This window comes from Nocardia sp. NPDC050712, assembly GCF_040654295.1.
In the GTDB taxonomy this organism is placed as follows: Bacteria; Actinomycetota; Actinomycetes; order Mycobacteriales; family Mycobacteriaceae; genus Nocardia.
Genome location: NZ_JBFAHT010000004.1, coordinates 417,808 through 439,422, shown reverse-complemented (window position 1 = coordinate 439,422; position 21,615 = coordinate 417,808). Strand labels below are relative to the sequence as shown.

The following is a 21,615-nucleotide window of genomic DNA, read 5'->3' as shown; positions in this document are numbered from 1 at the left end:
CCCCGGAGTCCGCCGGGCGGGTCCGCCCCGCCCGGCACGCCCGATCCGTGCGCTATTCGCCCGCGGCGGCGGCGAAAGCCGGCTCTTCCTCATCGTCCTCGGAGTCGTCGTAGCGGCCTTCCCACTCCTCGTAGGCCGGGACGTCCTCTTCCCGGGTGACGATCCACTCCAGCGACAGCGTGCCGTCCTCATCGGGAACCAGCACGTTCTCGATCTTGATCCCGATCCCTAGCACCTCGGCTGCCCGAATGACCTCCGGCAGATCCTCGGCCCTGACCACAGTCTGATTCGCGTACACGGTAACCATGGGCGGAATGGTAGCGGCACCCACCGACAGGGCGGCAACTATCGGGTGAACTGAGGATGCGGCCGGTAGGCACGACAAAAGCCGCCGTGGTCATCAAAGCCACGGCGGCTGCGTCTCATGCAGGAGTGGTAGCGAGCGCTACCGGAAAATCAGATCTTGTTCAGCGCCAGCGCGAGGGCCGACTTCTTGTTCGCGGCCTGGTTGGCGTGGATGACGCCCTTCGAGGCGGCCTTGTCCAGCTTCTTGCTGGCGGACTGCAGGCGCGCGGAGGCGACGTCCTTGTCACCGGCGGCAGCGGCCTCGCGGAAGCTGCGGATCGCGGTGCGCAGGGCGGACTTGACCGACTGGTTGCGCTTGCGAGCGGCCTCGTTGGTACGGATCCGCTTCATCTGGGACTTGATGTTGGCCACGCGTGTTTCCTCGTGTTCCTTCGCTGGGGGTCTGTGCTGACTGGATCTATGAAAAACAAGTCGTTCGCGTGCGACACACCCGGTGTTAACCGGTAACGCAACGCCGAAGATCAAGGGTACCAGTGACCCGTCAGGGCACGAAATCGGCGCTCGATCTCCCCGGAATTGTCCCTTATCAGCGGTAGGTTCGCCAAAAGGCGTGCTGTGCCTCGGCGCGGCCGTGCTGTGTTTCCAGCGGTATCTCGTCCTCCAGTAGCTCTGAACGGCGGAAGGTGTGGCAGATGGCTGACGCGGAACGGGAAGTTGTGATCGAGGAGGTCGTCGAAGACGACGGCCCCTCGCAGATCTATCCGCAGGTCCCGCAGGGTTTTGCGGAGATTCCAGAGGGCAAGAGGTTCGCGGCCGAGGCGCTGGGCACCTTCATCCTGGTGATCGGCGGTGTCGGCACCGCGGTGCTGGCCGGGGAGCGGGTCGGCGCGCTCGGCGTGGCGCTGGCCTTCGGTCTGACGCTGATGTTCCTGGTCTACGCGATCGGCCCGATCTCGGGCTGCCATGTCAATCCGGCGGTCACGCTGGGGCAGCTGCTGATGGGTCGGCTCCCGACCTCGCGGGCGATCGGCTACTGGATCTCCCAGGTGGTCGGCGGCCTGCTGGCGGGTCTGGTGCTGTTCGCGGTCGCCAAGAACCTGCCCACCTACGATCGCCGCATCGACGGCCTCGGCGCCAACGGCTGGGGCCCGCACAGCCCGTCGGCCCAGACCGGCCCGCTCGGTGAGGTGGTGGTGCAGAACGGCTACGGCATGGCCGCGATGATCATCATCGAGGTGATGCTGACCGCACTGCTGGTCTTCGTGGTGCTCGCCTCCACCGACCAGATCTCCGACGCGCCGCTGGCCGGCCTATCCATCGGCGTCACCCTGGCCGTCATCCACCTGATCGCGATCCCGGTGGACGGCACCTCGGTCAACCCGGCCCGCAGCCTCGCGGTCGCCTGGTACCAGAACGGCGCGCCCGGCCAGGTCTGGGCGTTCATCGTGTTCCCGCTGATCGGCGGCGTGCTCGGTGCGCTGGTGTACGCGATGATCTTCGGTCGCGGCACCCGCGAGACGCTCCCGGCCTGATCAGACAACACTCGGCCCCGATCCGGCACGCCGGATCGGGGCCGAGCTGTGTCAGCTCCAGTGGTACTCGATGACCAGCCGGTGCGCGACCAGATCGAAGCTCTTGCGCGGCACGATCGCGCCCTCGCGGCGGATACCCGCCTCCGGCACGTCCAGCACCCGGTCCAGCCGGACCCAGCTGGGCCGACCCTCGTGATCCCAGCTGCCGCTGCCGATCCCGATCCAGTTGTGGTCGTCGGCGCGTTCGGGATTGGAGGACAGCATCAGCCCGAGCAGTGTGTCCCGCTCCCGTCCGACGACGAGCACCGGCCGGTCCTTGCCGTTGTTCGGGTCCTCCTCGTAGGGCACCCAGGTCCAGACGATCTCGCCCGGGTCGGCCCGGCCGTCCAGGTGCGGGCTGTAGACGACCTGCCGGGCACGACGCGCGGTCGGCACCGGAACGGACGCGGTCGGGCGCACGGTGACATCCGGGCCACCGCGCCCTCTCTTCTTGACGATCTTCGGGCCCTGCGTTTTGGCGATGATGCCGAGCTGCTTGCCGATCGTGGTCCAAGTCCGAGCCATCCATGGATGGTAACGGCGCGGCGCGATCTTCTCATCTGTGCGGAATGCCTTGCGCGTTAGCGAGATTGCCGACCGGGCCGGCGGACGCACCGGACCGGTCGGCAACCGCTGGTCAGGCCGTAGACAGCGCGGACAGGATCGGCACCCGCGCGGCGCGGCGGGCGGGCCGGACGGCGGCCACGACACCGGCGGCGAGACCGACCAGCAGGATGATGCCGAGCTGGTCGATCGGAACCGTCAGCGCCGCGTCGCCCGTCGCGTCGAAGGCCACCGCCCGGGACAGCGCCGATCCGAGCACGACGCCGAGGGCGAGCCCGCCGAGCGTGCCGAAGCCGGCGATGATGACCGACTCCCAGCGCAGCGCGGATTTGACCTGCTTGCGGGTTGCCCCGATCGCCCGCAGCAGCCCCAGCTCCCGGATCCGTTCGTGCACCGCGAGCGCCAGCGTGTTGGAGATGCTCAACAGGGAGATCAGGATGGTCAGCGCCAGCATCAGATACACCATGGCGAACAGCTGGTCGAAGGTCGCGGCCTGCGCGGTCGCGAATTCGGACCGGTCCTGGAGCGCGGCCTCGACCCCGAAGGGCGACACCGCCGTTGCGACGGCCCGGCGGCCCGCCGCGAGATCGACGCCGTCCCGCAGGTCGATCAAGACGGTGCGGTCCAGGCCGATCGGGTCATGGGGGACCAGCAGTGTCCGGTGCAGGAACAGCGGACCGATCAGCTCGTTGCGCTCGTAGATCGCGCCGACCGACACTGCGGCAGGAGTGCCGTCGGCGAGGATGACCCGCACTGGTGCCCCGAGGGCCCAGGATCGCGCAGCCGCGGTATCGGCGTCCACGGCGACCTGGTCGGCGCGCAGTTCCGCGAGCGAGCCCGCGATCGAATCGACGGCCACGACCCGCGCCAGTCCGGCGGGGTCGGCGGCCGACACCGACGCGTCCTGCCCGTCGAGAAGGACATTGCCCCAGGAGATTCCGACCGCGGCCTGCACCTGCGGGACCGCAGCGAGCTCGAGGGCGATCCTCGGCGCGAACCCCGCGTAGGGGTTGTCGCCACCGCTGTTGAAGGCCAGGTCGCCGCCGAATACCCGCTCGGCCTGGTCGGTGACGGCGGTCTTCAGCGTCGTGGACAGCACCGTCAGCACGGTGACCGCGGCAATGCCGATCAGCAGCGCGGTCGCGGCTCCGGCCGTGCGCCGGGAATTGCGAAGCGCATTGCTACGAGCCATCTTTCCGACGACGGGACGGAGTCGCGCGGCCGGAAACCCGACGATCCGCGCGGCCCACGCCGCGGCGGTCGGACCGAACAGCACCACCGCGGCGAGTGCCGGTATCGCGCCGGCGCCGGCCAGCGTCACGGCCGCGACACCGGATTCGAAGACCGAAGCCAGGATCAATGCGGCCGCGAGCAGTGCCAGTGCGCCGGCGGACACCGTGCGCGCGAGCGAGATGCCGGGCGGTTCGGTGGCGGCCGCCCGCAAGGCGGCGATGGGCGGTATCCGGGACGCGCGCAGCGCCGGCAGCGCACACGCGAGCAGAGTCACCCCGATCCCGGCGGTCAAGGCGATCACCACGGTGACCGGGCGCAGCGTCAATCCGTCCGCGGGGAGATCGAGTCCGAACGCGGCGAACATCAGCTTCAGCAGTGCCGCGAATCCGAGACCGCCGAGCACACCCGCACCCGCCGCGATCGCGCCGACGGCCAGCGCCTCGGTGATCACCTTGCCCAGGACCTGCCCGCGGGTCGCGCCCACGGCGCGCAGCAACGCGGACTCCTTGGCTTGCTGGGCCACGGTGATGGCGAAGGTGTTGGCGATGGTGAATGTGCCTACCAGCAGCGCGATCCCGGCGAAGACGACCAGGAAGGAGCGGAACAAGGAGACGAAGGAGTCGTCGACGGTGGCCGCCGCCTCGGCGGCGACCTGCGCGCCGGTGACGGCCTCGACTCCCGACGGCAGTACCTGGGCGAGGGCTCGGGCCAGGTCGTCAGCGGAGGAACCGGGCGCGGCCCGCACGGACACGCTGGAGATCCGGTCGGGCGCGGGCGCGACGACCCGCTGTGCCTCGTCCGCCGCGAATGCCGTGAACGACGATCCGCCGAAACCGTCCTGCGACCCGAAGCCGCTGATGCCGACAATCGTGACCGGAATCCGCGTCGAGGTCAGCACCGCCGTGCTGTCACCGACCTCGAACGCCCCCAGGTCGGCGAGCGCCTTGTTGACGACCACCTCACCGGCTCCGGTGGGCGCCCGCCCTTCGAGCAGATGGTAGGGATTGAGCCCGGGATCGCTGAGCCAGTTGCCCGCGAGCCGCGGACCCAGCACCTCGAGCGGCGCACCGTCTTTGCCGAGGAGCTGCCCGGGTCCCTGGATGACCGCTTCGGCGACGGCCACGCCGGGGGTCGCGCGGACCGTGCCGACGACCGAAAGGTCGATCCCGCCACGAACACTCAGTGCCTCCGAGGCCACCGCCGTGTTGTTGCGGACCACGACGTCGGTGCCGGCGTAGGCCTGGTCGAGGAACCGATCGACGCTGGCGCGCAACGTATCCGCCAGCACCAGGCCGCCGGACAGGAACGAGATCCCCAGGAAGATCGCCAGGGCCGACCCCGCGAGCCGTCGCTTGCGCGCCCACAGGCCGCGCAGGGCGAGTGTGATGATCATGGTTCAGCCCTGCCCGAAGGTCTTCATACGCTCCAGAACCCGTTCCGCTGTCGGCGCGGCCATGCTGTCGGCCAGCCGCCCGTCGGCGAGGAACAGCACCGTGTCGGCGTAGGCGGCCGCGTGCGGATCGTGGGTGACCATCGCGATCGTCTGGCCGAGTTCGTCCACCGTCCGGCGCAGCAGCTCCAGCACCTCCGCGCCCGCCTGGGAGTCGAGATTCCCGGTCGGCTCGTCCGCGAAGATGATCGAGGGCCTGCTCAGTACCGCGCGGGCTACCGCCACCCGTTGCTGTTCACCGCCCGACAGCTCCGCGGGCCGGTGCGTGAGCCGGTCCCGGAGCCGAACGGTATCGACGATCGTGTCGAACCAGGTCGCGTCGACCTCGCGGCCCGCCAAGGCGAGCGGCAGCGTGATGTTCTCCCGCGCGCTGAGCGTCGGAATGAGGTTGAACTGCTGGAAGACGAATCCGATGCGGGCCCGGCGCAACAGCGTGAGCGCCTGGTCCGACAGTCCGCCCAGCTCGGTCTCACCGATATAGACCTTGCCGCCGGTCACCGTGTCCAGCCCGGCGAGGCAGTGCAGCAAGGTGGACTTACCCGCCCCGGACGGGCCCATGATGGCGGTGAAGGATCCGGTGGGGAAGCCGACGGTCACGCCGTCGAGCGCTCGCACCGACCCGGCCGTCGACCCCGGGTACAGCCGGTCGACGGCCTCCGCGCGCGCCGCCGGAGTATCGGGTGGGGCGATGTAGGGATCATCGATCAGTTGTCGGCTCATGATCGCCTCTTTCTCGGCGTGGTGCGGATCATGACTCAGTCTGTGCGCGACCCGGGCGCGTCGACGTCCGCCCAGCAGCGTCGAATTCCCTACGCGCAGCGGCGTATTGACACCCGGGTAGCGCGCGAGTTCAGCGCCGTGCGGCGTGCAGGATGTGGCCGGAGAAGACGTCGTACTTCGCGGCGGCGTCGACGCCGTAGCGCGAGAGGACCTCCGGCACCGAGGCGTCGACGATGGCGTCGAACCCGAGCGCCCGAAGGTGTTGCGCCAGCTCATCCGGCGCGAAGTAGCACTGCCACGGTTCGCCCTGGTCCGCGACCTCGGCCAGGACCGGGTCGCCCACGGCGCGGCGCTCGGGGGACCGCGCGGCCGAGAGATCGACGTAGTCGACGACCAGTTCGGTATGCGCGTCGAAGGCGGCGGTGCGGGCGAACAGATTCAGGGTCGCTCGCTCGGTCAGATACATCACCACGCCGAGGCAGACGAAGATCGTCGGCACGCTCCGGTCGAAGCCCGCCGGCTCGAGCGCCGCGTCCCACCGCTCCTGTTCGAAGTCCGCGGTCACGAACGACACCGACGCCGGAACATCGATACCGGCGGCGCGCAACCGCTCCTGCTTCCACGCCTGGGTGCTCGGGTGATCCACCTCGAAGACCCGCAGATCCGGATAGGGATTCCGGTAGCCGAACGTATCGAGCCCCGCCCCGAGAATCACCAGCTGCCGCGTCCCCGCCGCGACAGCGGCTCCGATCGCGTCCTCGGCGACCCGGAACCGGGCCAGGATCCACGGGTGCAGCAGTTCCGGAATCCACTGCTCAGGCAACTCGCCGACCGCGAAACCGGATATCGACGCGGCCAGCGGGTCCTCGAAAAGCCTTGGCGACGGCCGCAACTGGTGCGCCGCCCGAATGAGCGCGATCGACAACGCGGTCCGGCTCGGCTGCCCCTGCTCCACAACGTCCCCCATCCCGTCCCGATCCAGGGTATCCGGCACACGCCGGACAGGACCGCGAAGTGACGGGATGCGGAGGGGATGGCAGCGGACCTGCGGACGGCGGCTCCCCGGGGTCATGGGATCATGGACAGCGCCGAATCCCCTTTGTGACCAGGAGCCCCGTGCCTAGCTTTGCCGACACGACGTTCACCGATCCGTCCGTGATCCGGAACTTCTGCATCATCGCGCATATCGACCACGGCAAGTCGACGCTGGCCGATCGGATGCTGCAGCTCACCGGTGTGGTCGAGGAGCGGGCGATGCGCGCGCAATACCTGGACCGGATGGACATCGAGCGCGAGCGCGGCATCACGATCAAGGCGCAGAACGTGCGGCTGCCCTGGCAGGTGGACGGCACCGACTATGTGCTGCACCTCATCGACACCCCCGGGCACGTCGACTTCACCTACGAGGTGTCGCGTGCGCTGGAGGCCTGTGAGGGCGCGATCCTGCTGGTCGACGCCGCGCAGGGCATCGAGGCGCAGACCCTCGCCAATCTCTACCTGGCGATGGACAAGGAACTGACGATCATCCCGGTGCTGAACAAGATCGACCTGCCGGCCGCCGACCCGGACCGCTACGCCGCCGAGATCGCCCACATCGTGGGGTGCGAGCCCGAGGACGTGCTGCGGGTCTCCGGCAAGACCGGCGTCGGCGTGGCCGCCCTGCTCGACGAGGCGGTCCGGCTGGTCCCGCCGCCGGTCGGCGCGGACGACGCGCCCGCGCGCGCCATGATCTTCGACTCGGTCTATGACACCTACCGCGGCGTGGTCACCTATGTGCGTGTGGTGGACGGCAAGCTGGCCCCGCGCCAGAAGATCAAGATGATGTCGACCGGCGCGACTCACGAACTGCTCGAGATCGGGATCGTCTCGCCCGAGCCCAAGCCCACGCAGGGTCTGGGCGTCGGCGAGGTCGGCTATCTGATCACCGGTGTGAAGGATGTCCGCCAGTCCAAGGTCGGTGACACCATCACCAGCGCCCGCGACGGCGCCACCCAGGCGCTGACCGGCTACCGCGAGCCACGGCCGATGGTCTACTCGGGCCTGTACCCGGTCGACGGTTCGGACTACCCGAACCTGCGCGACGCCCTGGACAAGCTGCAGCTCAATGACGCCGCGCTGACCTACGTCCCGGAGACCTCGGTGGCGCTGGGCTTCGGCTTCCGCTGCGGCTTCCTGGGTCTGCTGCACATGGAGATCACCCGCGAGCGCCTGGAACGCGAGTTCGGGCTCGACCTGATCTCCACCGCGCCGAACGTGATCTACCGCGTGGAGATGGAAGACAGCAAGGAACACATCGTCACCAACCCCTCGTACTGGCCGGAGGGCAAGGTGCGCGAGGCGTTCGAGCCGATCACCAAGTGCACCGTCATCGCGCCGAGCGAGTTCATCGGCACCATCATGGAGCTGTGCCAGTCCCGGCGCGGTGAGCTGCAGGGCATGGACTATCTGTCCGAGACCCGGGTGGAGATGCGCTACATGCTCCCGATGGCCGAGATCATCTTCGACTTCTTCGATTCGCTGAAGTCGCGCACCCGCGGCTACGCCAGCCTCGATTACGAAGAGGCGGGCGAGCAGGCCTCGGCCCTGGTCAAGGTGGACATCCTGTTGCAGGGTGAGGCCGTCGACGCGTTCAGCGCCATCGTGCACAAGGACGCGGCCCAGGCCTACGGCAACAAGATGACCACCAAGCTGCGCGAGCTCATCCCGCGTCAGCAGTTCGAGGTGCCGATCCAGGCGGCGATCGGTTCGAAGATCATCGCCCGCGAGAACATCCGCGCCATCCGCAAGGACGTGCTCGCCAAGTGCTACGGCGGTGACATCAGCCGTAAGCGCAAGCTGCTGGAGAAGCAGAAGGAAGGTAAGAAGCGGATGAAGACGATCGGCCGCGTCGAGGTGCCGCAGGAGGCGTTCGTCGCCGCGCTGTCCTCCGACGCCGCCTCGGACAAGCCGAAGAAGTAACCCGTTCCCTGCCATTCGGCCTGGTGACGGTCGTCGGCTGCCCCGAAAGAAGGGGCTTGTCGGTCGGTTTTCCGGATGGCAGGGTTATGGTGCTCGTCACGGTCGCGTCTTCGATCTTCTTGGAGAATGTGACAGTTGGGTTCTGCACAAATATCCTCGAGGTGATCTTCACTCGGTCGGGGCCCGGTGTGGTGAGGATGCTGGAACCTAGATGTGGAGCCTTGCATGACGCGTGACCTGCCCTTCGACGGCACTGATGACATCGAAGTGGACGAGGCTGCCAGCGATACGGCCTATCGCGTGGCGACCGGCGTCGCCCGCGTGGCACGGGCCGGCGCCTATGTCACCGGTGGCGCCTTGATCGCCTCCAACGGCGGCGGTGTCCCCGCCCGTCCCGGCGAAGCCCGCCTGGACAGTTTGAATACCGGCTGGGCGCACGACAGCGATCCCGACCCGGACCCGCACGTCCCGAGCCCGGTGGTCACCTTCCCGGATCCCGAGCCCGACTGGACCCCGCCCGCCATGCCGCGCACGCAGGAGCTGCCGTTGCAGCCCGCGCCGCTGGAACAGGCTCCGGCGCAGCCGAATTGGATGGACGCGGACAGCCGCGCGGCCTGGAATCCGGGTGGCGAGCAGCAGGGCCCGGTCTGGTACGGCACCGACGCCCCGCAGGAGGCGCCCGCCCCCGACTGGATGGACGGCGGCACCGCTACGCAGCCGAGCGAGCCGGGCCCGATGGACTGGCTGGACAACCCGGGCAACGGGCTGCCGGGCCACGGCCCCTTCGAGCTGCCCGGTCACGGCCCCTTCGCCATGCCCGGCACGCAGGCGTTCGGAGGATCGAACATGTTCGATCTGCCGAAGATCCCGGCCGCGAGCGACGCCACCACCGAGACGCCCGATCGCGATGCCGGTTCCGGTTTCGAGCCGGGGGGCTCCGGCCCCTTCGACGGCAACCCGTGGGACCTGGGTAGCTCGTTCGACAACGGCCTGTTCGACGGCGCGGGCGGCACCGGCGGTGATTTCGGCGTCTTCCTCGGCGTCGACGCCAGCGCGGCCCTGCACACCGAGTTCAGCATCGACTTCGGGATCAACGAGCAGGACGGGCTGTACCTGCACACCCAGGCCAAGATCGAGGCGTCGGCGCAGCTCACCGTGAAGACGGCGGCGGGCACCAATGTCGGCGATCAGCTCGATCAGCTCTCGGACTGGCTGGACAGCAAGCCGTCCGCGACGGCGGGCACCGTCAAGTCCACCAATGAGCAAGCCGGATCGGTGAATTCGGGCACCGGGACGGGTACCGCGCACGGTGCGGGCGGCACGGCTCCGGCCGCGGCCCAGCCCGTGGCTCCGGCGGCGCCGGCGCCGATCGCTCCTGCTCCGGTGGCTCCGGCCCCGGTCGCTCCGCATGCCCCCGCTCCGGTGGCTCCCGCGGCGGTGGCCCCGGTCGCCGTGGCTCCGGTCGTCGTGCAGCCGGTGGCCCAGACCCCGTTGCAGACCACCATTCAGCCCGAGGCCGCGAGCACCCCGATCGCGAACGTGCTCACCGGCCCGAGCGGCGCCTCCCCGCTGACCGCGCCCGCCGCGGTCGCGCCGGCCCTGTTCGATCCGCCGAAGCCCGCTCCGGCGATCCCCGGCAGCAAGCTGGATCCGCACCACACCGACATCGGGCAGACCGGGATCCCGGGGACCAGCACCCCGACCACCGTCACCAAGACGGTTCCCGTGCCCGCGACCGGCACCACCGTCGATCCGACCACGGGCAAGACGCCGGATCTCGGCACCACCCTCCCGAAGACCCCGGGCGCCACGGTGCCGAGCATCGACCTGGACGGCACCACGACCAAGGTGCCGGGCGCGAGCGTCACCCCGACCGCGCCCGCCACCAAGCCCGCGCCGAGCACCGATCCGGACGTGACCAAGCCGAGCGTGCCGACCACGCAGCACCCGGGCACGACCCAGCCGAAGCCGGTGGATCCCACCCACACCAAGCCGACTGTCGACATGCCCACCAGCGTGGACGTTCCGTCGGTGTCGATGCCCTCGCAGCCCACTCACAGCGGGCCCTCGCAGTTGCCGAGCGTCGACATCGATTCGCCGACGGTGCATGTCCCGACCCAGGCTCCGGTCACGCCGATCAAGCCGGTGCCGACGGTGAACACGAAGCCGATCAGCGATAACGTCGACTATCAGGCCGCCCAGTACGCGCCGCACAGCGATCACCTCATGCTGTCCTCGGGGCTCTCGGGCGGTCTGCTGCCGCACGACTCGATGCTCTCGCACCACGATGGGATCGATATCACGTTGGTGTAGGACGCCGAATGGGTACCAAGGGGTTTGCGTCGCGTACGCGAATGACGGAGCAAAAGTAAGGAGCAGTGTTGTCTGCCGCAGCAGGGCTGAAGGCCGCGACGGTGAAACATCCGGACGCGATGGCCCCGCTCATCCGGATTCTGGACGAACTGCGGGAGATGGCCCGTGCCGCGGGCCGCGACGATCTCGGGGGCCGTTTGGGCATGGTGCGCGCGCGGGTCACCGACCCGCGCGTGCGCCTGGTCGTCGTGGGTGAGCCGAAGCACGGGATGAGCACCCTGGTCAACAGTCTGGTCGGGGCGCCGGTGAGCGCCACCGACACGGCGTTGAGCGTGCCGGTGATCGTCGAGTACGGGCCCAAGGCCAGTGCCAATCTGGTGAAGTCGCACGGCAACGGCCGGGTGGAGCGCCAGGCGGTGGATCCGCTCAATCCCGGGCCCGCGCTCGCGGCTCAGGGTGTGGTGCGCGCGGAGTTCACCGAACCGAGCCCGCTGCTGGCCGACGGCATCGTGGTGATGGACGCCCCGGGCGCGGCCGGCGACGAGCACACCAAGTGGTCGATGATCGCCGCCGCCGACGCCGTGCTCTACGTGGTGGACGCGAGCCGTGAGCTGGCGCCGCCGCAGCTCGAGCATCTGCAGCGGATCCACCAGCTCTGCCCGACGGTGATCTGCGTGCTCAACAAGATCGATCGGTTTCCGCAGTGGTCGCATGTGCAGCAGCGCAATCGCGATCTGCTGGACGCGGCCGGCCTCGGGTTCGCGGTGGCGCCGGTCTCGGCGCTGCTGCACCGGCAGGCCGAGACCTCGGGGGACTACCAGCGCGACATCGAATCCGGGATGCCGCAGCTCATCGGTCACCTGCGCGACTACGTGGTCTCGCGGGCCGACGCCGTGGCCATCGAGGCCGCGGTGCGCGATATCCGGCTGGTGACCGATCATCTGGCGGTCACGGTGCGTTCCGAGGCCGAAGCGCTGCGCGATCCGCGCCGGCGCGCCGAGATCACCGAGCAGCTGCTCGGCGCGCGCAATCTGGCCGAGGACCTGCGCCAGCGCACCGCCAACTGGCAGGTCACCCTGGTCGACGGCAGCACCGAGCTGATGGCCGATATCGAGCACGACCTACGCCATCGGCTCCGCAGCCTGGTGCGGGACGCGGAAGCCGAGATCACCCAGACCGATCCGGCCCGGGGCTGGAAGGATTTCGGCACCGAGCTGGACGCGCGCATCTGCGAGGCGGTGGAAGAGAACTTCGTGATGGCGCACTACCGGTCGGTGGAGCTGTGCGAGCAGGTCGCCGCGAAGTTCCCGGCCGACCACCGCACGCCGGCGCTCCCGGATCTCCGATTGGAGAACCCGGGGGAGGTGCTGGAAACGGTGGCGCCGCTGGACACCTTGGAGAGCGCGAAAGCCAGTGTCACCCAGCAACTGCTGTCCGGTCTGCGCGGCTCCTACGGCGGCATCCTGATGGTCGGCCTGGCCACCAGCCTGCTCGGCATGTCGCTGGTGAACTGGTATTCGGCCGGCGCCGGTGTGCTGCTCGGCGTGAACGCGCTGTGGGACGACCGCAAGAACCGCAAGCAGCGCCGTCGCGGCGAGGCCAAGGTAGCCGTGGCCCGCCTGATGGACGACGTGATCTTCCAGGTGAGCAAGGAATCGCGAAACCGCTTGCGCGCCATGCAGCGTGCGCTGCGCGACCACTTCACCGACATCGCCGCCGACACCGCGCGCACCGCCGACGAGTCGCTGCGCGCGGCCGAGGAGGCCTACGGCAAGTACGGCGACCGCCGCGAGGAGCGGATCGCCGAACTCGACGGGCAGATGGGCGCGCTGCGCGCGGTCCGCGAGCGCGCCGAGGGGCTCGTCGCGGCCTGAGATCGCCGGTTACCCAGGGTGATTGGCCGGGGTGTGCGCGGGCTGGAAGTTGCCGGCGCTGTGCGTCTCCTCGGCCCGGATGACGTGGGTCACCGCGTTGATCAACGCCAGGTGGGTGAAGGCCTGCGGGAAGTTGCCCAGGTGCCGCCCGCTGCGCGAATCAATCTCTTCGGCGTACAGCCGCAGTGGGCTGGCATAGCCGAGCAGCCGCTCGCACAGGTGCCGGCCGCGTTCCAGCTCGCCGATTTCGACCAGTGCCGAGACCAGCCAGAACGAGCAGATGGTGAAGGTGCCCTCGGCGCCGGACAGGCCGTCGTCGGTGGTCTCGGTGCGGTAGCGCAGGACCAGGCCGTTCTCGGTGAGCCGGTCCGCGATGGCGAGCACGGTGGCGCGCACCCGGTGGTCGTCGGGCGGCAGGAAGCGCAGCAGCACCACGAGCAGCAGTGAGGCGTCCAGGGTTTCGCCGCCGTAGGTCTGGGTGAACACGCCCTCACTGGTGACGCCGTGCGTGAGGATGTCGTTCTTGATCTCCTCGGCGATGGCGTACCACTCGGCGGCGTGCTGGAGCTGGCCGTGGATCTCGGCGAGCTTGGCGCCGCGGTCCAGCGCCACCCAGCACATCACCTTCGACGAGGTGAAATGCTGTGGCTCGCCGCGCACCTCCCAGATGCCCCGGTCGGGTTCGCCCCAGTTCGCGATCGCGGCCCGCACCTGGCGTTCCAGCAGCGGCCACAGCGATTCGGGCACCCGCTGCCGCGATTTCACGTGCAGGTACACCGCGTCCAGCATGGTGCCCCAGATGTCGTGCTGGTCCTGGTTATAGGCGCCGTTGCCGATGCGCACCGGCCGCGCGCCGTCGTAGCCGAACAGGTGGTCCAGGGTGCTCTCGGTGATCACCCGTTCCCCGCCGATGCCGTAGAGCACTTGCAGCGGAACGGGTTTGCCGTGCTCGTCGGTGGTGGCGTCGTTGAGGAAGGCGAAGAAGTCGTTGGCCTCGCGGTCCAGCCCGAGGGTGTAGAGGCCCCACAGGGCGAAGCTGGAATCGCGCACCCAGGTGTAGCGGTAGTCCCAGTTGCGTTGCCCGCCGGGTGTTTCCGGCAGCGAGGTGGTGGCCGCCGCCATCAGCGCGCCGGTCGGGGCGTAGGTCAGGCCCTTGAGCGTCAGCGCGCTGCGCTGTAAGTAGTTGCGCCACGGGTGATCCGGGAACTTGCCCAGGGTGATCCACTGCCGCCAGGATTCCGAGGTCGCCCACATCTTCTTGGCCGCCTCGTCATAGGTGCGCGGCGCGGGCAGATCCGACCAGGTCAGTGCCACGAAGACCTCGTCGCCCTCCGACATCCGGGTGCGCGCGCGAGACTCGCGGCCCTCCAGGCCCAAGCGCAGGTCGGTGGTGAGCACCAGGCTCGGGCCGGCGCTCGGGTCGTCGCTGCGCACGGCCGTGGCCTCCTCGTAGACCTTGCCGGTGTACTCCCAGCGCGCCGTCGCGCGGTGATAGTCGAAGGCCGGTTCGCAGGCCATCTCCAGCTCCACCGTGCCGTTCACGCATTTCACGGTGCGCAACAGCATGTGCTCGGCATCCCAGTCCATCGGGGTGCGGCGATGGGTCCGGCTGCGCTGGTCGTTGTTGTGCCAGCGACCGAGGATCAGCGCGTCGCGCACGATCAGCCAGCCGGTCTGGGTCTGCCAGGTGGTCTCCAGGATCATGCCGCCGGGCAGGTAGCGGCGCGCGGCTGGCACGTTCACGCCGTACGGGCCGAGCCGGAAGTGCCCGGCGCTGCGATCCAGCATGGCGCCGAAGATGCTCGGCGAATCCGGGCGCGGCACGCACATCCACTCGACCGCGCCGTTGCTGGCGATCAGGCAGGTGGTCTCGCAGTCGGAGAGGAAGGCGTAGTCGTCGATCGGGGGGAAGCTGACATGGTGATTCTGCTGGGTCAGCGCCGTCGGCACCGGTAGGTCGTTCTGATCAGGGGACGCCATACCTCATCTTGAGTGGACGCCGGGCCCGGCGTCCACCGCACGCGAGCTTTTCGACTTGCACTCGTCAGTCCCGTGCTGTTGGCCGCTTCTCAGGATCGGCCACTAGGCTGGCGCCGTGCAGAGCATCGCAGGATGGTGGGACAGCTTCGAGCTGTGGGTCGCGGGATTGCCGTTCATCCCGCAGTTCCTCGTCGTACTCGTCGGCATGGTGCCGATCAGCTTCGCCATCGCCTACCTGCTCGACCGCGGAGTGCGCCTGGCCATGGCGCTGCTGGGCCGCAACCGCGCCGCCGCCGCGACCCAGGCCGCCGATACCGCCGAGCTGCGCCTGGGCGCCGATCTCGTCGAGCCCGATCTGCTGGTCCCGGCGCGTCTGGATGCGCTCGAGCACGCGCAGAGCGGGGCGCGCTGATGCCACGGTCGCGGGTTCAGCTCGCCCTTGTCGCCCTGCTCGTCCTCGTGATCGTCGCCTGGCTGTTTACGCGTTAGGCCCGCCGGTGCGCCAGTCGTTGAGCCGCTTGCCCAGCTTGGTCACGGTGTCGCCGACCTCCTGACCGACCGTGCTCACCGCCGAGCCGACGTCCTTGCCGAGGTTGCGCACGGTGCGCACCAGCGGATCCTCGGATTCGTCGAAGCTCTGCTTGTAGTTGCGCGCCGCCTCTTTGATCTCCTCGCTGATGCGGGCGCTCTTGTCGGTGTCGCGATGCGGGTAGTGGCCGTGGATGATCCGGTCGTACTCGCCGGACTGGATCCAGCGCCGCAGCTCCGCGGCCCGCAGCACCGAGAACGGATGCGATTGCAGTTCCAGGTTGAGCAGCTTGAGCACCCCGTCGCGCAGGTCGCCGGAGCGTTCGTAGTCGTCGGCCTGGGCCAGGAACGCGCCGTGGTTCATCTCCTTGACCCAGGTGCCGCCGGCCGTCTTCATGTGCACCCGCACCGAGGCGTCCACGTCCTGGCCGCACAGTAGCCCGGCCCGGTCGCCGGACAGCTCGGACTTGCGGCTCCACTCCATCAGCGCCGCGACGATCGCGCGTAAAGCCCAGCCGCCCACCGGCATCCAGCCGATATTGGCCGAGATCCGCAGCAGGTGCATGAGCATGGTGCGGTAGACCGCGTGCCCGGACAGCGCGTGCCCGAGCTCGTGGCCGATCACGAAGCGCAGCTCCTCGGTGTCCATCAGGTCGATGAGCCCGGTGGTGAGCACGATGAACGGCCGGTCCATGCCGATGGTCAGGGCGTTCACGTGCGGGCTCTGCAAGACGAACATCTCGGGTGTGGTGCGCGCGTCCAGGATGTCGACGCAGTCCTGGCGCAGTTGGTGCAGCGAGCGGAACTGGCGGTCGTCCACGCGGACGGCGGTGGCCAGGTAGAGCAGTCGGTGCTGGCGTTCCTGCAGCAGGCCGGACAGGGTGCGCAGGACGGTATCGAAACCGGCGAGGGAGCGCAGCGTCACCAGGGCGGTGCGGTCTGCGGGATGCTCCCAGGCGCGGGTGCTGATGCCGGGCAGCCGGGTACGGATGCGGTCCGGACTCGTATTCATCGGTTTTAAACCCCCGTGATCACATTGATTTCAAAGGCGCCGTGCGCCTCTGCTACAGTCTGCCTGTGTCCACGAATGTCGTCCCGCAGGTCCGCCATGAATTGGCGTTGATCGCGGTCGGCAATCTCGCGGTCGCCGATATCCTCTGTCGCTGATCGGCCCCGGGTATCGCCGCGCGTTCCTAGCCAGTAGACTGGCGCGCCCCTTTCGCAGCGATATCCGAACCCCGACGGCCGCTCGGCCGAAGTCGCGCCACTGTTCGCCGATCCGGCGGCAGGTCTACCCGATTTCGCATTCTTTTTCCGCCATGATTCCCCCGACTCGGACATGGCGGTCTCCAGGAAGGTCCACCCTGATGTCTCGCAATTCTTGGCTCTCATCGCGACGCCGCTATGCCGCCGTCGCCCTGACCACACTCGCAGCCGTGGCACTGTCCGCCTGCGGTGGTGGAGCGAGCGACAGTGTGGGCGGCGAAGCTGCCGACGGCAGTGGCGGCACGCTGAACCTCTACGCGTACGCGGTGCCGAAGCCGGGCTTCGACAAGGTCGTGCCCGAGTTCAACAAGACCGACAAGGGCAAGAACGTCGCGATCAACGCCTCCTACGGCGCCTCGGGCGATCAGTCCCGCAAGGTCAAGGACGGCGCCGAGGCCGACGTGGTCAACTTCTCGGTCGAGCCCGACATTACCCGCCTGGTCGACGCCGGCCTGGTCGATGCCAACTGGAACGCCGACGCCACCAAGGGCATCCCGTTCGGTTCGGTCGTGGCCATCGTGGTCCGCAAGGGCAACCCGAAGGGCATCAAGGACTGGGACGACCTGCTCAAGCCGGGTGTCGAGGTCGTCACCCCGAACCCGTTCAGCTCCGGTTCGGCCAAGTGGAACCTGCTCGCGCCGTACGCGACCAAGTCCGAGGGCGGCAAGAACCCGCAGGCCGGCCTGGACTACCTGAGCCAGCTCATCTCCAAGGAGCACGTCAAGGTGCAGCCCAAGTCGGGCCGCGAAGCCACCGAGACCTTCCTGCAGGGCACCGGTGACGTGCTGCTGAGCTACGAGAACGAGGCACTGTTCTCCGAGCGCAACGGCGATCCGATCGAGCACGTCATCCCGCCGAGCACCTTCAAGATCGAGAACCCGGTCGCGGTCCTCAAGACCAGCAAGAACCAGGAGAAAGCCGTCGCCTTCCGCGACTTCCTGTTCACCTCCGAGGGCCAGAAGGCCTGGGCCACGGCCGGCTTCCGCCCGGTCGACCCGAAGGTCGCCGCCGACTTCGCCAAGGACTTCCCGACCCCGCAGAAGCTGTGGACCATCGCCGATCTGGGCGGCTGGAAGGCCGTGGACAAGGAGCTGTTCACCGCGAACACCGGCTCCGTCGCGGTGATCTACGACAAGGCCACCAAGTAGCGAAACCTCGAGGTGGCCCAGCGCACATCTGCGCTGGGCCACCTCTTCGCCGCTTCCAGGACACGGGATACTGATCGACTGTGACAGACAGCAACACCGCCGAGGTCGGAGACGCCTCCGATACCGGCTCGGTAAAGCTCGACAAACCGGCCGCCGCGCGGGCCCAGCCCGCCCCCGGGCGGCCCCGCCTGTCCTGGCTGCGGGTGACCGGCTCGGTCGGCCCGCTCGGCATCGCGACCGCGGTGCTGTGGCTCAGCATCATCGTGTTGCTGCCCCTGGCCGCGCTGACCGTGACCTCCTTCGAGGAGGGCTGGTCCGGCTTCTGGGACGCGATCACCCAGCCCGCCGCGCTGGATTCGCTGCGGATCACCGTGTTCGTCTCGGTGATCGTCGCGATCATCAACGTCTTCATGGGCACTTTGATCGCCTGGGTGCTGGTGCGCGACGACTTTCCGGGCAAGGGCATCGTCAACGCCCTGATCGACCTGCCGTTCGCGCTGCCCACCATCGTGGCCAGCATCGTGCTGCTGTCGCTGTACGGGCCGCAGAGCCCGATCGATATCCATCTCAATGCCACCCAGCCCGGCCTGGTGGTGGCACTGGCCTTCGTGACGCTGCCGTTCGTGGTGCGCTCGGTGCAGCCGGTGCTCATCGAGGCCGACCGCGAGGTGGAGCAGGCCGCGCTGTCGCTGGGCGCGAGCAACTGGACCACCTTCCGCCGGATCGTGCTGCCCACCCTGGCGCCCGCCGTCATCAGCGGTGGCGGCCTGGCCTTCGCCCGCGCGATCGGTGAGTACGGGTCGGTGGTGCTGATCGGCGGCGCCATTCCGCGCGAGACCGAAATGGCCTCGCAGTACATCCAGAAGCAGATCGAGATCGACCGCCCGGTGAACGCGGCCGCGGTATCGGTGGCGCTGCTGCTCATCTCCTTCGTCGCGCTGCTCGGGCTGCGGCTGTGGGCCGAGCGCAGCGCCCGGAAAGAGCAGGCGGCCCGATGAATCTGACCTGGCCCACCAAGATCACGCTGCGCACCGTCGCGCTGGCCTACCTGTTCATCCTGCTGGTGCTGCCGCTGATCATCATCCTGTGGCGCACCTTCGGTGAGGGTCTCGGCGCCTTCGTCGAATCCATCACCACCCCGGCCGCTATCTCGGCCTTGCAGCTCTCGCTGATCATCGTGGCGATCGTGGTGCCGGTCAACGTCATCTTCGGCATCGTGACCGCGCTGGCGCTGGTACGCGGCAGATTCCCCGGCCGCACGCTGGTGCAGGGCATCGTCGACCTGCCGTTCGCGGTGTCGCCGGTGGTGGTCGGCGTCGCGCTGATCCTGCTGTGGGGCGCCAACGGCTGGTTCGGCGGCCTCGAATCCGCCGGTTTCAAGGTGATTTTCGGCCTGCCCGGCATGGTGATCGCGACCATCTTCGTGACGCTGCCGTTCGTGGTGCGCGAGGTCGAGCCGGTACTGCACGAGATCGGCGACGACCAGGAACAGGCCGCGGCCACCCTGGGCGCCTCGGGCTGGCAGACCTTCTGGCGGATCACGCTGCCCGCGATCCGCTGGGGCCTGACCTACGGCGTGGTGCTCACCGTGGCCCGCGCGCTCGGCGAATTCGGCGCGGTCATCATGGTGTCCTCGGCGCTGCCGGGTAAGTCGCAGACGCTGACCCTGCTGGTGCACGGCCGATACATCAACGACCACAACACCTTCGGCGCCTACTCCGCCGCGACCCTGCTGATGGGCATCGCCCTCGTGACCCTGCTGTTCATGACCCTCCTCGAACGTAAGCGTGGCGCCAAGTGATCACCGTGACCAATGCGCGGAAGAACTACGGTTCCTTCGCCGCTCTGAACGACGTCAGCATCGACATCCCGACCGGTGAGCTCACCGCGCTGCTCGGGCCGTCCGGTTCCGGCAAGTCGACGCTGCTGCGCTCCATCGCGGGCCTGGAGTCCCTGGACGGCGGCATCGTCAGCATCGCGGGCAACGACGTCACCCATGTGCCGCCGCAGAAGCGCGACATCGGCTTCGTCTTCCAGCATTACGCCGCCTTCAAGCACATGACGGTGCGCGACAATGTCGCCTTCGGCTTGAAGATCCGCAAGCGCCCCAAGGCCGAAATCGCCAAGAAGGTCGACGAACTGCTCGGCATCGTCGGGCTCGACGGTTTCCAGCACCGCTATCCCGCCCAGCTCTCCGGTGGCCAGCGCCAGCGCATGGCCCTGGCGCGCGCGCTCGCGGTGGACCCGCAGGTGCTGCTGCTGGACGAGCCGTTCGGCGCCCTGGACGCGAAAGTGCGTGCGGATCTGCGCAAATGGCTGCGCCGGCTGCACGAAGAAGTCCATGTGACCACCGTGCTGGTCACCCACGACCAGGAAGAGGCCCTGGACGTGGCCGACCGGATCGCGGTGATGAACGCGGGCCGGATCGAGCAGGTCGGCAGCCCGGAGGACGTGTACGACCGTCCCGCCAACGAATTCGTCATGTCCTTCCTCGGCGACGTGGCCCGGCTCAACGGACACCTGGTGCGCCCGCACGATATTCGGGTCGGCCGTGATCCGAGCATGGCGCTGGCCGCGCACGAGGGCACCGCGGAGTCGGCGGGCGTCACCCGCGCGAGCGTGGAGCGGGTAGTGCACCTGGGTTTCGAAGTGCGGGTGGAATTGCGCAACGCCGCGACCGGAGATCTGTTCGCGGCCCAGGTCACTCGCGGTGACGCGGCGGCACTACAGCTTTCCGACGGTGAGACGGTCTACGCCCGGGCCACCCGTATTCCGGAATTGCCCGCCGGCTAGTTCGCACGCAACGGTTTTCGACAGGGGCGACACGCCCGTTCGAAATGTCCGTGTCCATGAAATGACTGTGGTCGAATAATGTCACCAATTGAATAACTTCCAATTCATTCGCCGTAGCCTTTTCGTGTGCGCGGGGGAGAAGTATGCGGAATGAGCTCCAGGCGCCGGCAAAGAATGCATGGAGACCATGAAAACACGACTACCCGTGTTTGTTTCTACTGCTCTCTGCTGTGCCATCGCCGTTCTCGCGGCCCATTCCGCGACTGCCGCCGTCGCCGCCGCGGCGGCGATTCCGGCACCGGACCGGCCGCTCGAAGCGCCGGCTCCGGACATCGAAATCACCTGTTCGGAGCCCGAGCTCACCCTCGCGGACCTGCTGGCCACCGGCATCAAGGGTGAGCAGCGGCGCTTCCACCTGAACGCCGAGCAGCGGCACAATGCCCGCCGCATCGTCGAGGTGGTCGAGCGGCGCGGCATGCCGGCGTACGCGGCGGTGGTGGCACTGGCCACCGCGTTGCAGGAATCGACACTGCGGAATCTCACCGTGCCGGTGGATTACGACTCGCTGGGGTTGTTTCAGCAGCGACCGTCCGCGGGCTGGGGTACGCCGGAACAATTGACCGACCCCGGATATGCGACCGCGGCATTCCTGGACGCGCTCGAGGACAAGGTCCCGAATTATTCCTCGATTCCGCTGTGGGAAGCCGCGCAGGGCGCGCAGGTCTCGGCCTTCCCGGTGGAATACGCGAAGTGGCAGGAGCAGGCCGCGCAGTTGACGCTGGAGCTCCTCGTCGAATAACCGGGCCCGGCCGGCCGTGCGGACGACCGGCCGGGCCGGCGGTTGCTGTGAAGCTGCGAGATCGACCGGCTACCAGGACGCGTCCGGCGTCGAAATTCGGCGCGCCAGAGCG

At 68.6% G+C, this 21,615-nt stretch carries 19 protein-coding genes; 11 read left to right on the top strand and 8 right to left on the bottom strand.

The genetic code is table 11. From position 1 onward, the window contains the following. Positions 1-52 precede the first annotated feature (52 nt). On the bottom strand, positions 53-307 hold the full coding sequence (locus AB0H76_RS30300; RefSeq protein ID WP_357330436.1) for a hypothetical protein: 255 nt from the start codon (positions 305-307) through the stop codon (positions 53-55). A gap of 149 nt (positions 308-456) precedes the next feature. After that, on the bottom strand, positions 457-717 hold the full coding sequence (rpsT, locus tag AB0H76_RS30295) for a 30S ribosomal protein S20 (RefSeq protein ID WP_357330435.1): 261 nt from the start codon (positions 715-717) through the stop codon (positions 457-459). A 281-nt stretch (positions 718-998) separates the two neighbouring features. Here rpsT and AB0H76_RS30290 point away from each other — a divergent pair, with 281 nt between their 5' ends. Next, positions 999-1,838, top strand: coding sequence for an aquaporin (locus AB0H76_RS30290; RefSeq protein WP_357330434.1), 840 nt, complete (start codon positions 999-1,001; stop codon positions 1,836-1,838). Between the two features lie 51 nt (positions 1,839-1,889). On the opposite strand, the gene AB0H76_RS30285 is transcribed toward AB0H76_RS30290, so the two are convergent. The 4 genes from AB0H76_RS30285 to AB0H76_RS30270 all read right to left on the bottom strand — a co-directional run bounded on the left by AB0H76_RS30285 (position 1,890) and on the right by AB0H76_RS30270 (position 6,811). Then, positions 1,890-2,402 carry a type II toxin-antitoxin system PemK/MazF family toxin gene (locus AB0H76_RS30285; RefSeq protein ID WP_357330433.1) on the bottom strand — a complete coding sequence of 171 codons (513 nt, stop codon included), beginning with the start codon at positions 2,400-2,402 and terminating at the stop codon, positions 1,890-1,892. A 112-nt stretch (positions 2,403-2,514) separates the two neighbouring features. Then, complete coding sequence (locus AB0H76_RS30280; protein ID WP_357330432.1) at positions 2,515-5,067, bottom strand: FtsX-like permease family protein; 2,553 nt, start codon at positions 5,065-5,067, stop codon at positions 2,515-2,517. A gap of 3 nt (positions 5,068-5,070) precedes the next feature. After that, positions 5,071-5,844 (bottom strand): ABC transporter ATP-binding protein, encoded by a 774-nt coding sequence (locus tag AB0H76_RS30275; RefSeq protein WP_357330431.1) that lies wholly within the window; start codon positions 5,842-5,844, stop codon positions 5,071-5,073. Positions 5,845-5,974: 130 nt separating this feature from the next. Beyond that, entirely contained in the window at positions 5,975-6,811 is an 837-nt protein-coding gene (locus AB0H76_RS30270) for an SAM-dependent methyltransferase (protein WP_357330430.1), read from the bottom strand. 149 nt (positions 6,812-6,960) lie between these two features. Here AB0H76_RS30270 and lepA point away from each other — a divergent pair, with 149 nt between their 5' ends. The 3 genes from lepA (at position 6,961) to AB0H76_RS30255 (ending at position 12,989) form a co-directional block, all read left to right on the top strand. Next, positions 6,961-8,802 (top strand): translation elongation factor 4, encoded by a 1,842-nt coding sequence (lepA, locus tag AB0H76_RS30265; protein ID WP_357330429.1) that lies wholly within the window; start codon positions 6,961-6,963, stop codon positions 8,800-8,802. A gap of 225 nt (positions 8,803-9,027) precedes the next feature. After that, complete coding sequence (locus tag AB0H76_RS30260; RefSeq protein WP_357330428.1) at positions 9,028-11,115, top strand: hypothetical protein; 2,088 nt, start codon at positions 9,028-9,030, stop codon at positions 11,113-11,115. Between the two features lie 68 nt (positions 11,116-11,183). Then, positions 11,184-12,989, top strand: coding sequence for a dynamin family protein (locus tag AB0H76_RS30255; RefSeq protein WP_357330427.1), 1,806 nt, complete (start codon positions 11,184-11,186; stop codon positions 12,987-12,989). A 9-nt stretch (positions 12,990-12,998) separates the two neighbouring features. Here the strand turns inward: AB0H76_RS30255 and AB0H76_RS30250 are convergent, their stop codons facing one another. Further along, entirely contained in the window at positions 12,999-14,969 is a 1,971-nt protein-coding gene (locus tag AB0H76_RS30250; RefSeq protein ID WP_357330426.1) for a glycoside hydrolase family 15 protein, read from the bottom strand. A gap of 115 nt (positions 14,970-15,084) precedes the next feature. Here AB0H76_RS30250 and AB0H76_RS30245 point away from each other — a divergent pair, with 115 nt between their 5' ends. Beyond that, positions 15,085-15,381 carry a hypothetical protein gene (locus tag AB0H76_RS30245; protein WP_357330425.1) on the top strand — a complete coding sequence of 99 codons (297 nt, stop codon included), beginning with the start codon at positions 15,085-15,087 and terminating at the stop codon, positions 15,379-15,381. 66 nt (positions 15,382-15,447) lie between these two features. Here the strand turns inward: AB0H76_RS30245 and AB0H76_RS30240 are convergent, their stop codons facing one another. Then, positions 15,448-16,509 (bottom strand): M48 family metallopeptidase, encoded by a 1,062-nt coding sequence (locus AB0H76_RS30240; protein ID WP_357330424.1) that lies wholly within the window; start codon positions 16,507-16,509, stop codon positions 15,448-15,450. Positions 16,510-16,574: 65 nt separating this feature from the next. Here AB0H76_RS30240 and AB0H76_RS30235 point away from each other — a divergent pair, with 65 nt between their 5' ends. From AB0H76_RS30235 to AB0H76_RS30210, 6 genes are all read left to right on the top strand, one after another. Then, entirely contained in the window at positions 16,575-16,664 is a 90-nt protein-coding gene (locus AB0H76_RS30235) for an Ms4533A family Cys-rich leader peptide (RefSeq protein WP_357330423.1), read from the top strand. A 200-nt stretch (positions 16,665-16,864) separates the two neighbouring features. Then, positions 16,865-17,911, top strand: a complete 1,047-nt coding sequence (locus tag AB0H76_RS30230; protein ID WP_357330422.1) for a sulfate ABC transporter substrate-binding protein — start codon at positions 16,865-16,867, stop codon at positions 17,909-17,911. 188 nt (positions 17,912-18,099) lie between these two features. Then, positions 18,100-18,909 (top strand): sulfate ABC transporter permease subunit CysT, encoded by an 810-nt coding sequence (gene cysT / locus AB0H76_RS30225; protein ID WP_357330923.1) that lies wholly within the window; start codon positions 18,100-18,102, stop codon positions 18,907-18,909. Beyond that, positions 18,906-19,712 carry a sulfate ABC transporter permease subunit CysW gene (gene cysW / locus AB0H76_RS30220; RefSeq protein ID WP_357330421.1) on the top strand — a complete coding sequence of 269 codons (807 nt, stop codon included), beginning with the start codon at positions 18,906-18,908 and terminating at the stop codon, positions 19,710-19,712. Before cysT ends, cysW begins: the two co-directional genes overlap by 4 nt. After that, the gene (locus tag AB0H76_RS30215; RefSeq protein WP_357330420.1) at positions 19,709-20,704 is read left to right on the top strand and encodes a sulfate ABC transporter ATP-binding protein; all 996 of its coding nucleotides are present in this window, start codon (positions 19,709-19,711) and stop codon (positions 20,702-20,704) included. Before cysW ends, AB0H76_RS30215 begins: the two co-directional genes overlap by 4 nt. Before the next feature lie 205 nt (positions 20,705-20,909). Beyond that, on the top strand, positions 20,910-21,503 hold the full coding sequence (locus tag AB0H76_RS30210) for a hypothetical protein (RefSeq protein WP_357330419.1): 594 nt from the start codon (positions 20,910-20,912) through the stop codon (positions 21,501-21,503). Positions 21,504-21,615 lie beyond the last annotated feature (112 nt).

Bases quoted from the DNA above. Each gene is read 5' to 3' on its own strand.
- AB0H76_RS30300 (WP_357330436.1), bottom strand. From the start codon at position 307: ATGGTTACCGTGTACGCGAATCAGACTGTGGTCAGGGCCGAGGATCTG.
- AB0H76_RS30290 (WP_357330434.1), top strand. From the start codon at position 999: ATGGCTGACGCGGAACGGGAAGTTGTGATCGAGGAGGTCGTCGAAGAC.
- AB0H76_RS30285 (WP_357330433.1), bottom strand. From the start codon at position 2,402: ATGGCTCGGACTTGGACCACGATCGGCAAGCAGCTCGGCATCATCGCC.
- AB0H76_RS30280 (WP_357330432.1), bottom strand. From the start codon at position 5,067: ATGATCATCACACTCGCCCTGCGCGGCCTGTGGGCGCGCAAGCGACGG.
- AB0H76_RS30275 (WP_357330431.1), bottom strand. From the start codon at position 5,844: ATGAGCCGACAACTGATCGATGATCCCTACATCGCCCCACCCGATACT.
- AB0H76_RS30270 (WP_357330430.1), bottom strand. From the start codon at position 6,811: ATGGGGGACGTTGTGGAGCAGGGGCAGCCGAGCCGGACCGCGTTGTCG.
- AB0H76_RS30260 (WP_357330428.1), top strand. From the start codon at position 9,028: ATGACGCGTGACCTGCCCTTCGACGGCACTGATGACATCGAAGTGGAC.
- AB0H76_RS30250 (WP_357330426.1), bottom strand. From the start codon at position 14,969: ATGGCGTCCCCTGATCAGAACGACCTACCGGTGCCGACGGCGCTGACC.
- AB0H76_RS30240 (WP_357330424.1), bottom strand. From the start codon at position 16,509: ATGAATACGAGTCCGGACCGCATCCGTACCCGGCTGCCCGGCATCAGC.
- AB0H76_RS30230 (WP_357330422.1), top strand. From the start codon at position 16,865: ATGTCTCGCAATTCTTGGCTCTCATCGCGACGCCGCTATGCCGCCGTC.
- cysW (WP_357330421.1), top strand. From the start codon at position 18,906: ATGAATCTGACCTGGCCCACCAAGATCACGCTGCGCACCGTCGCGCTG.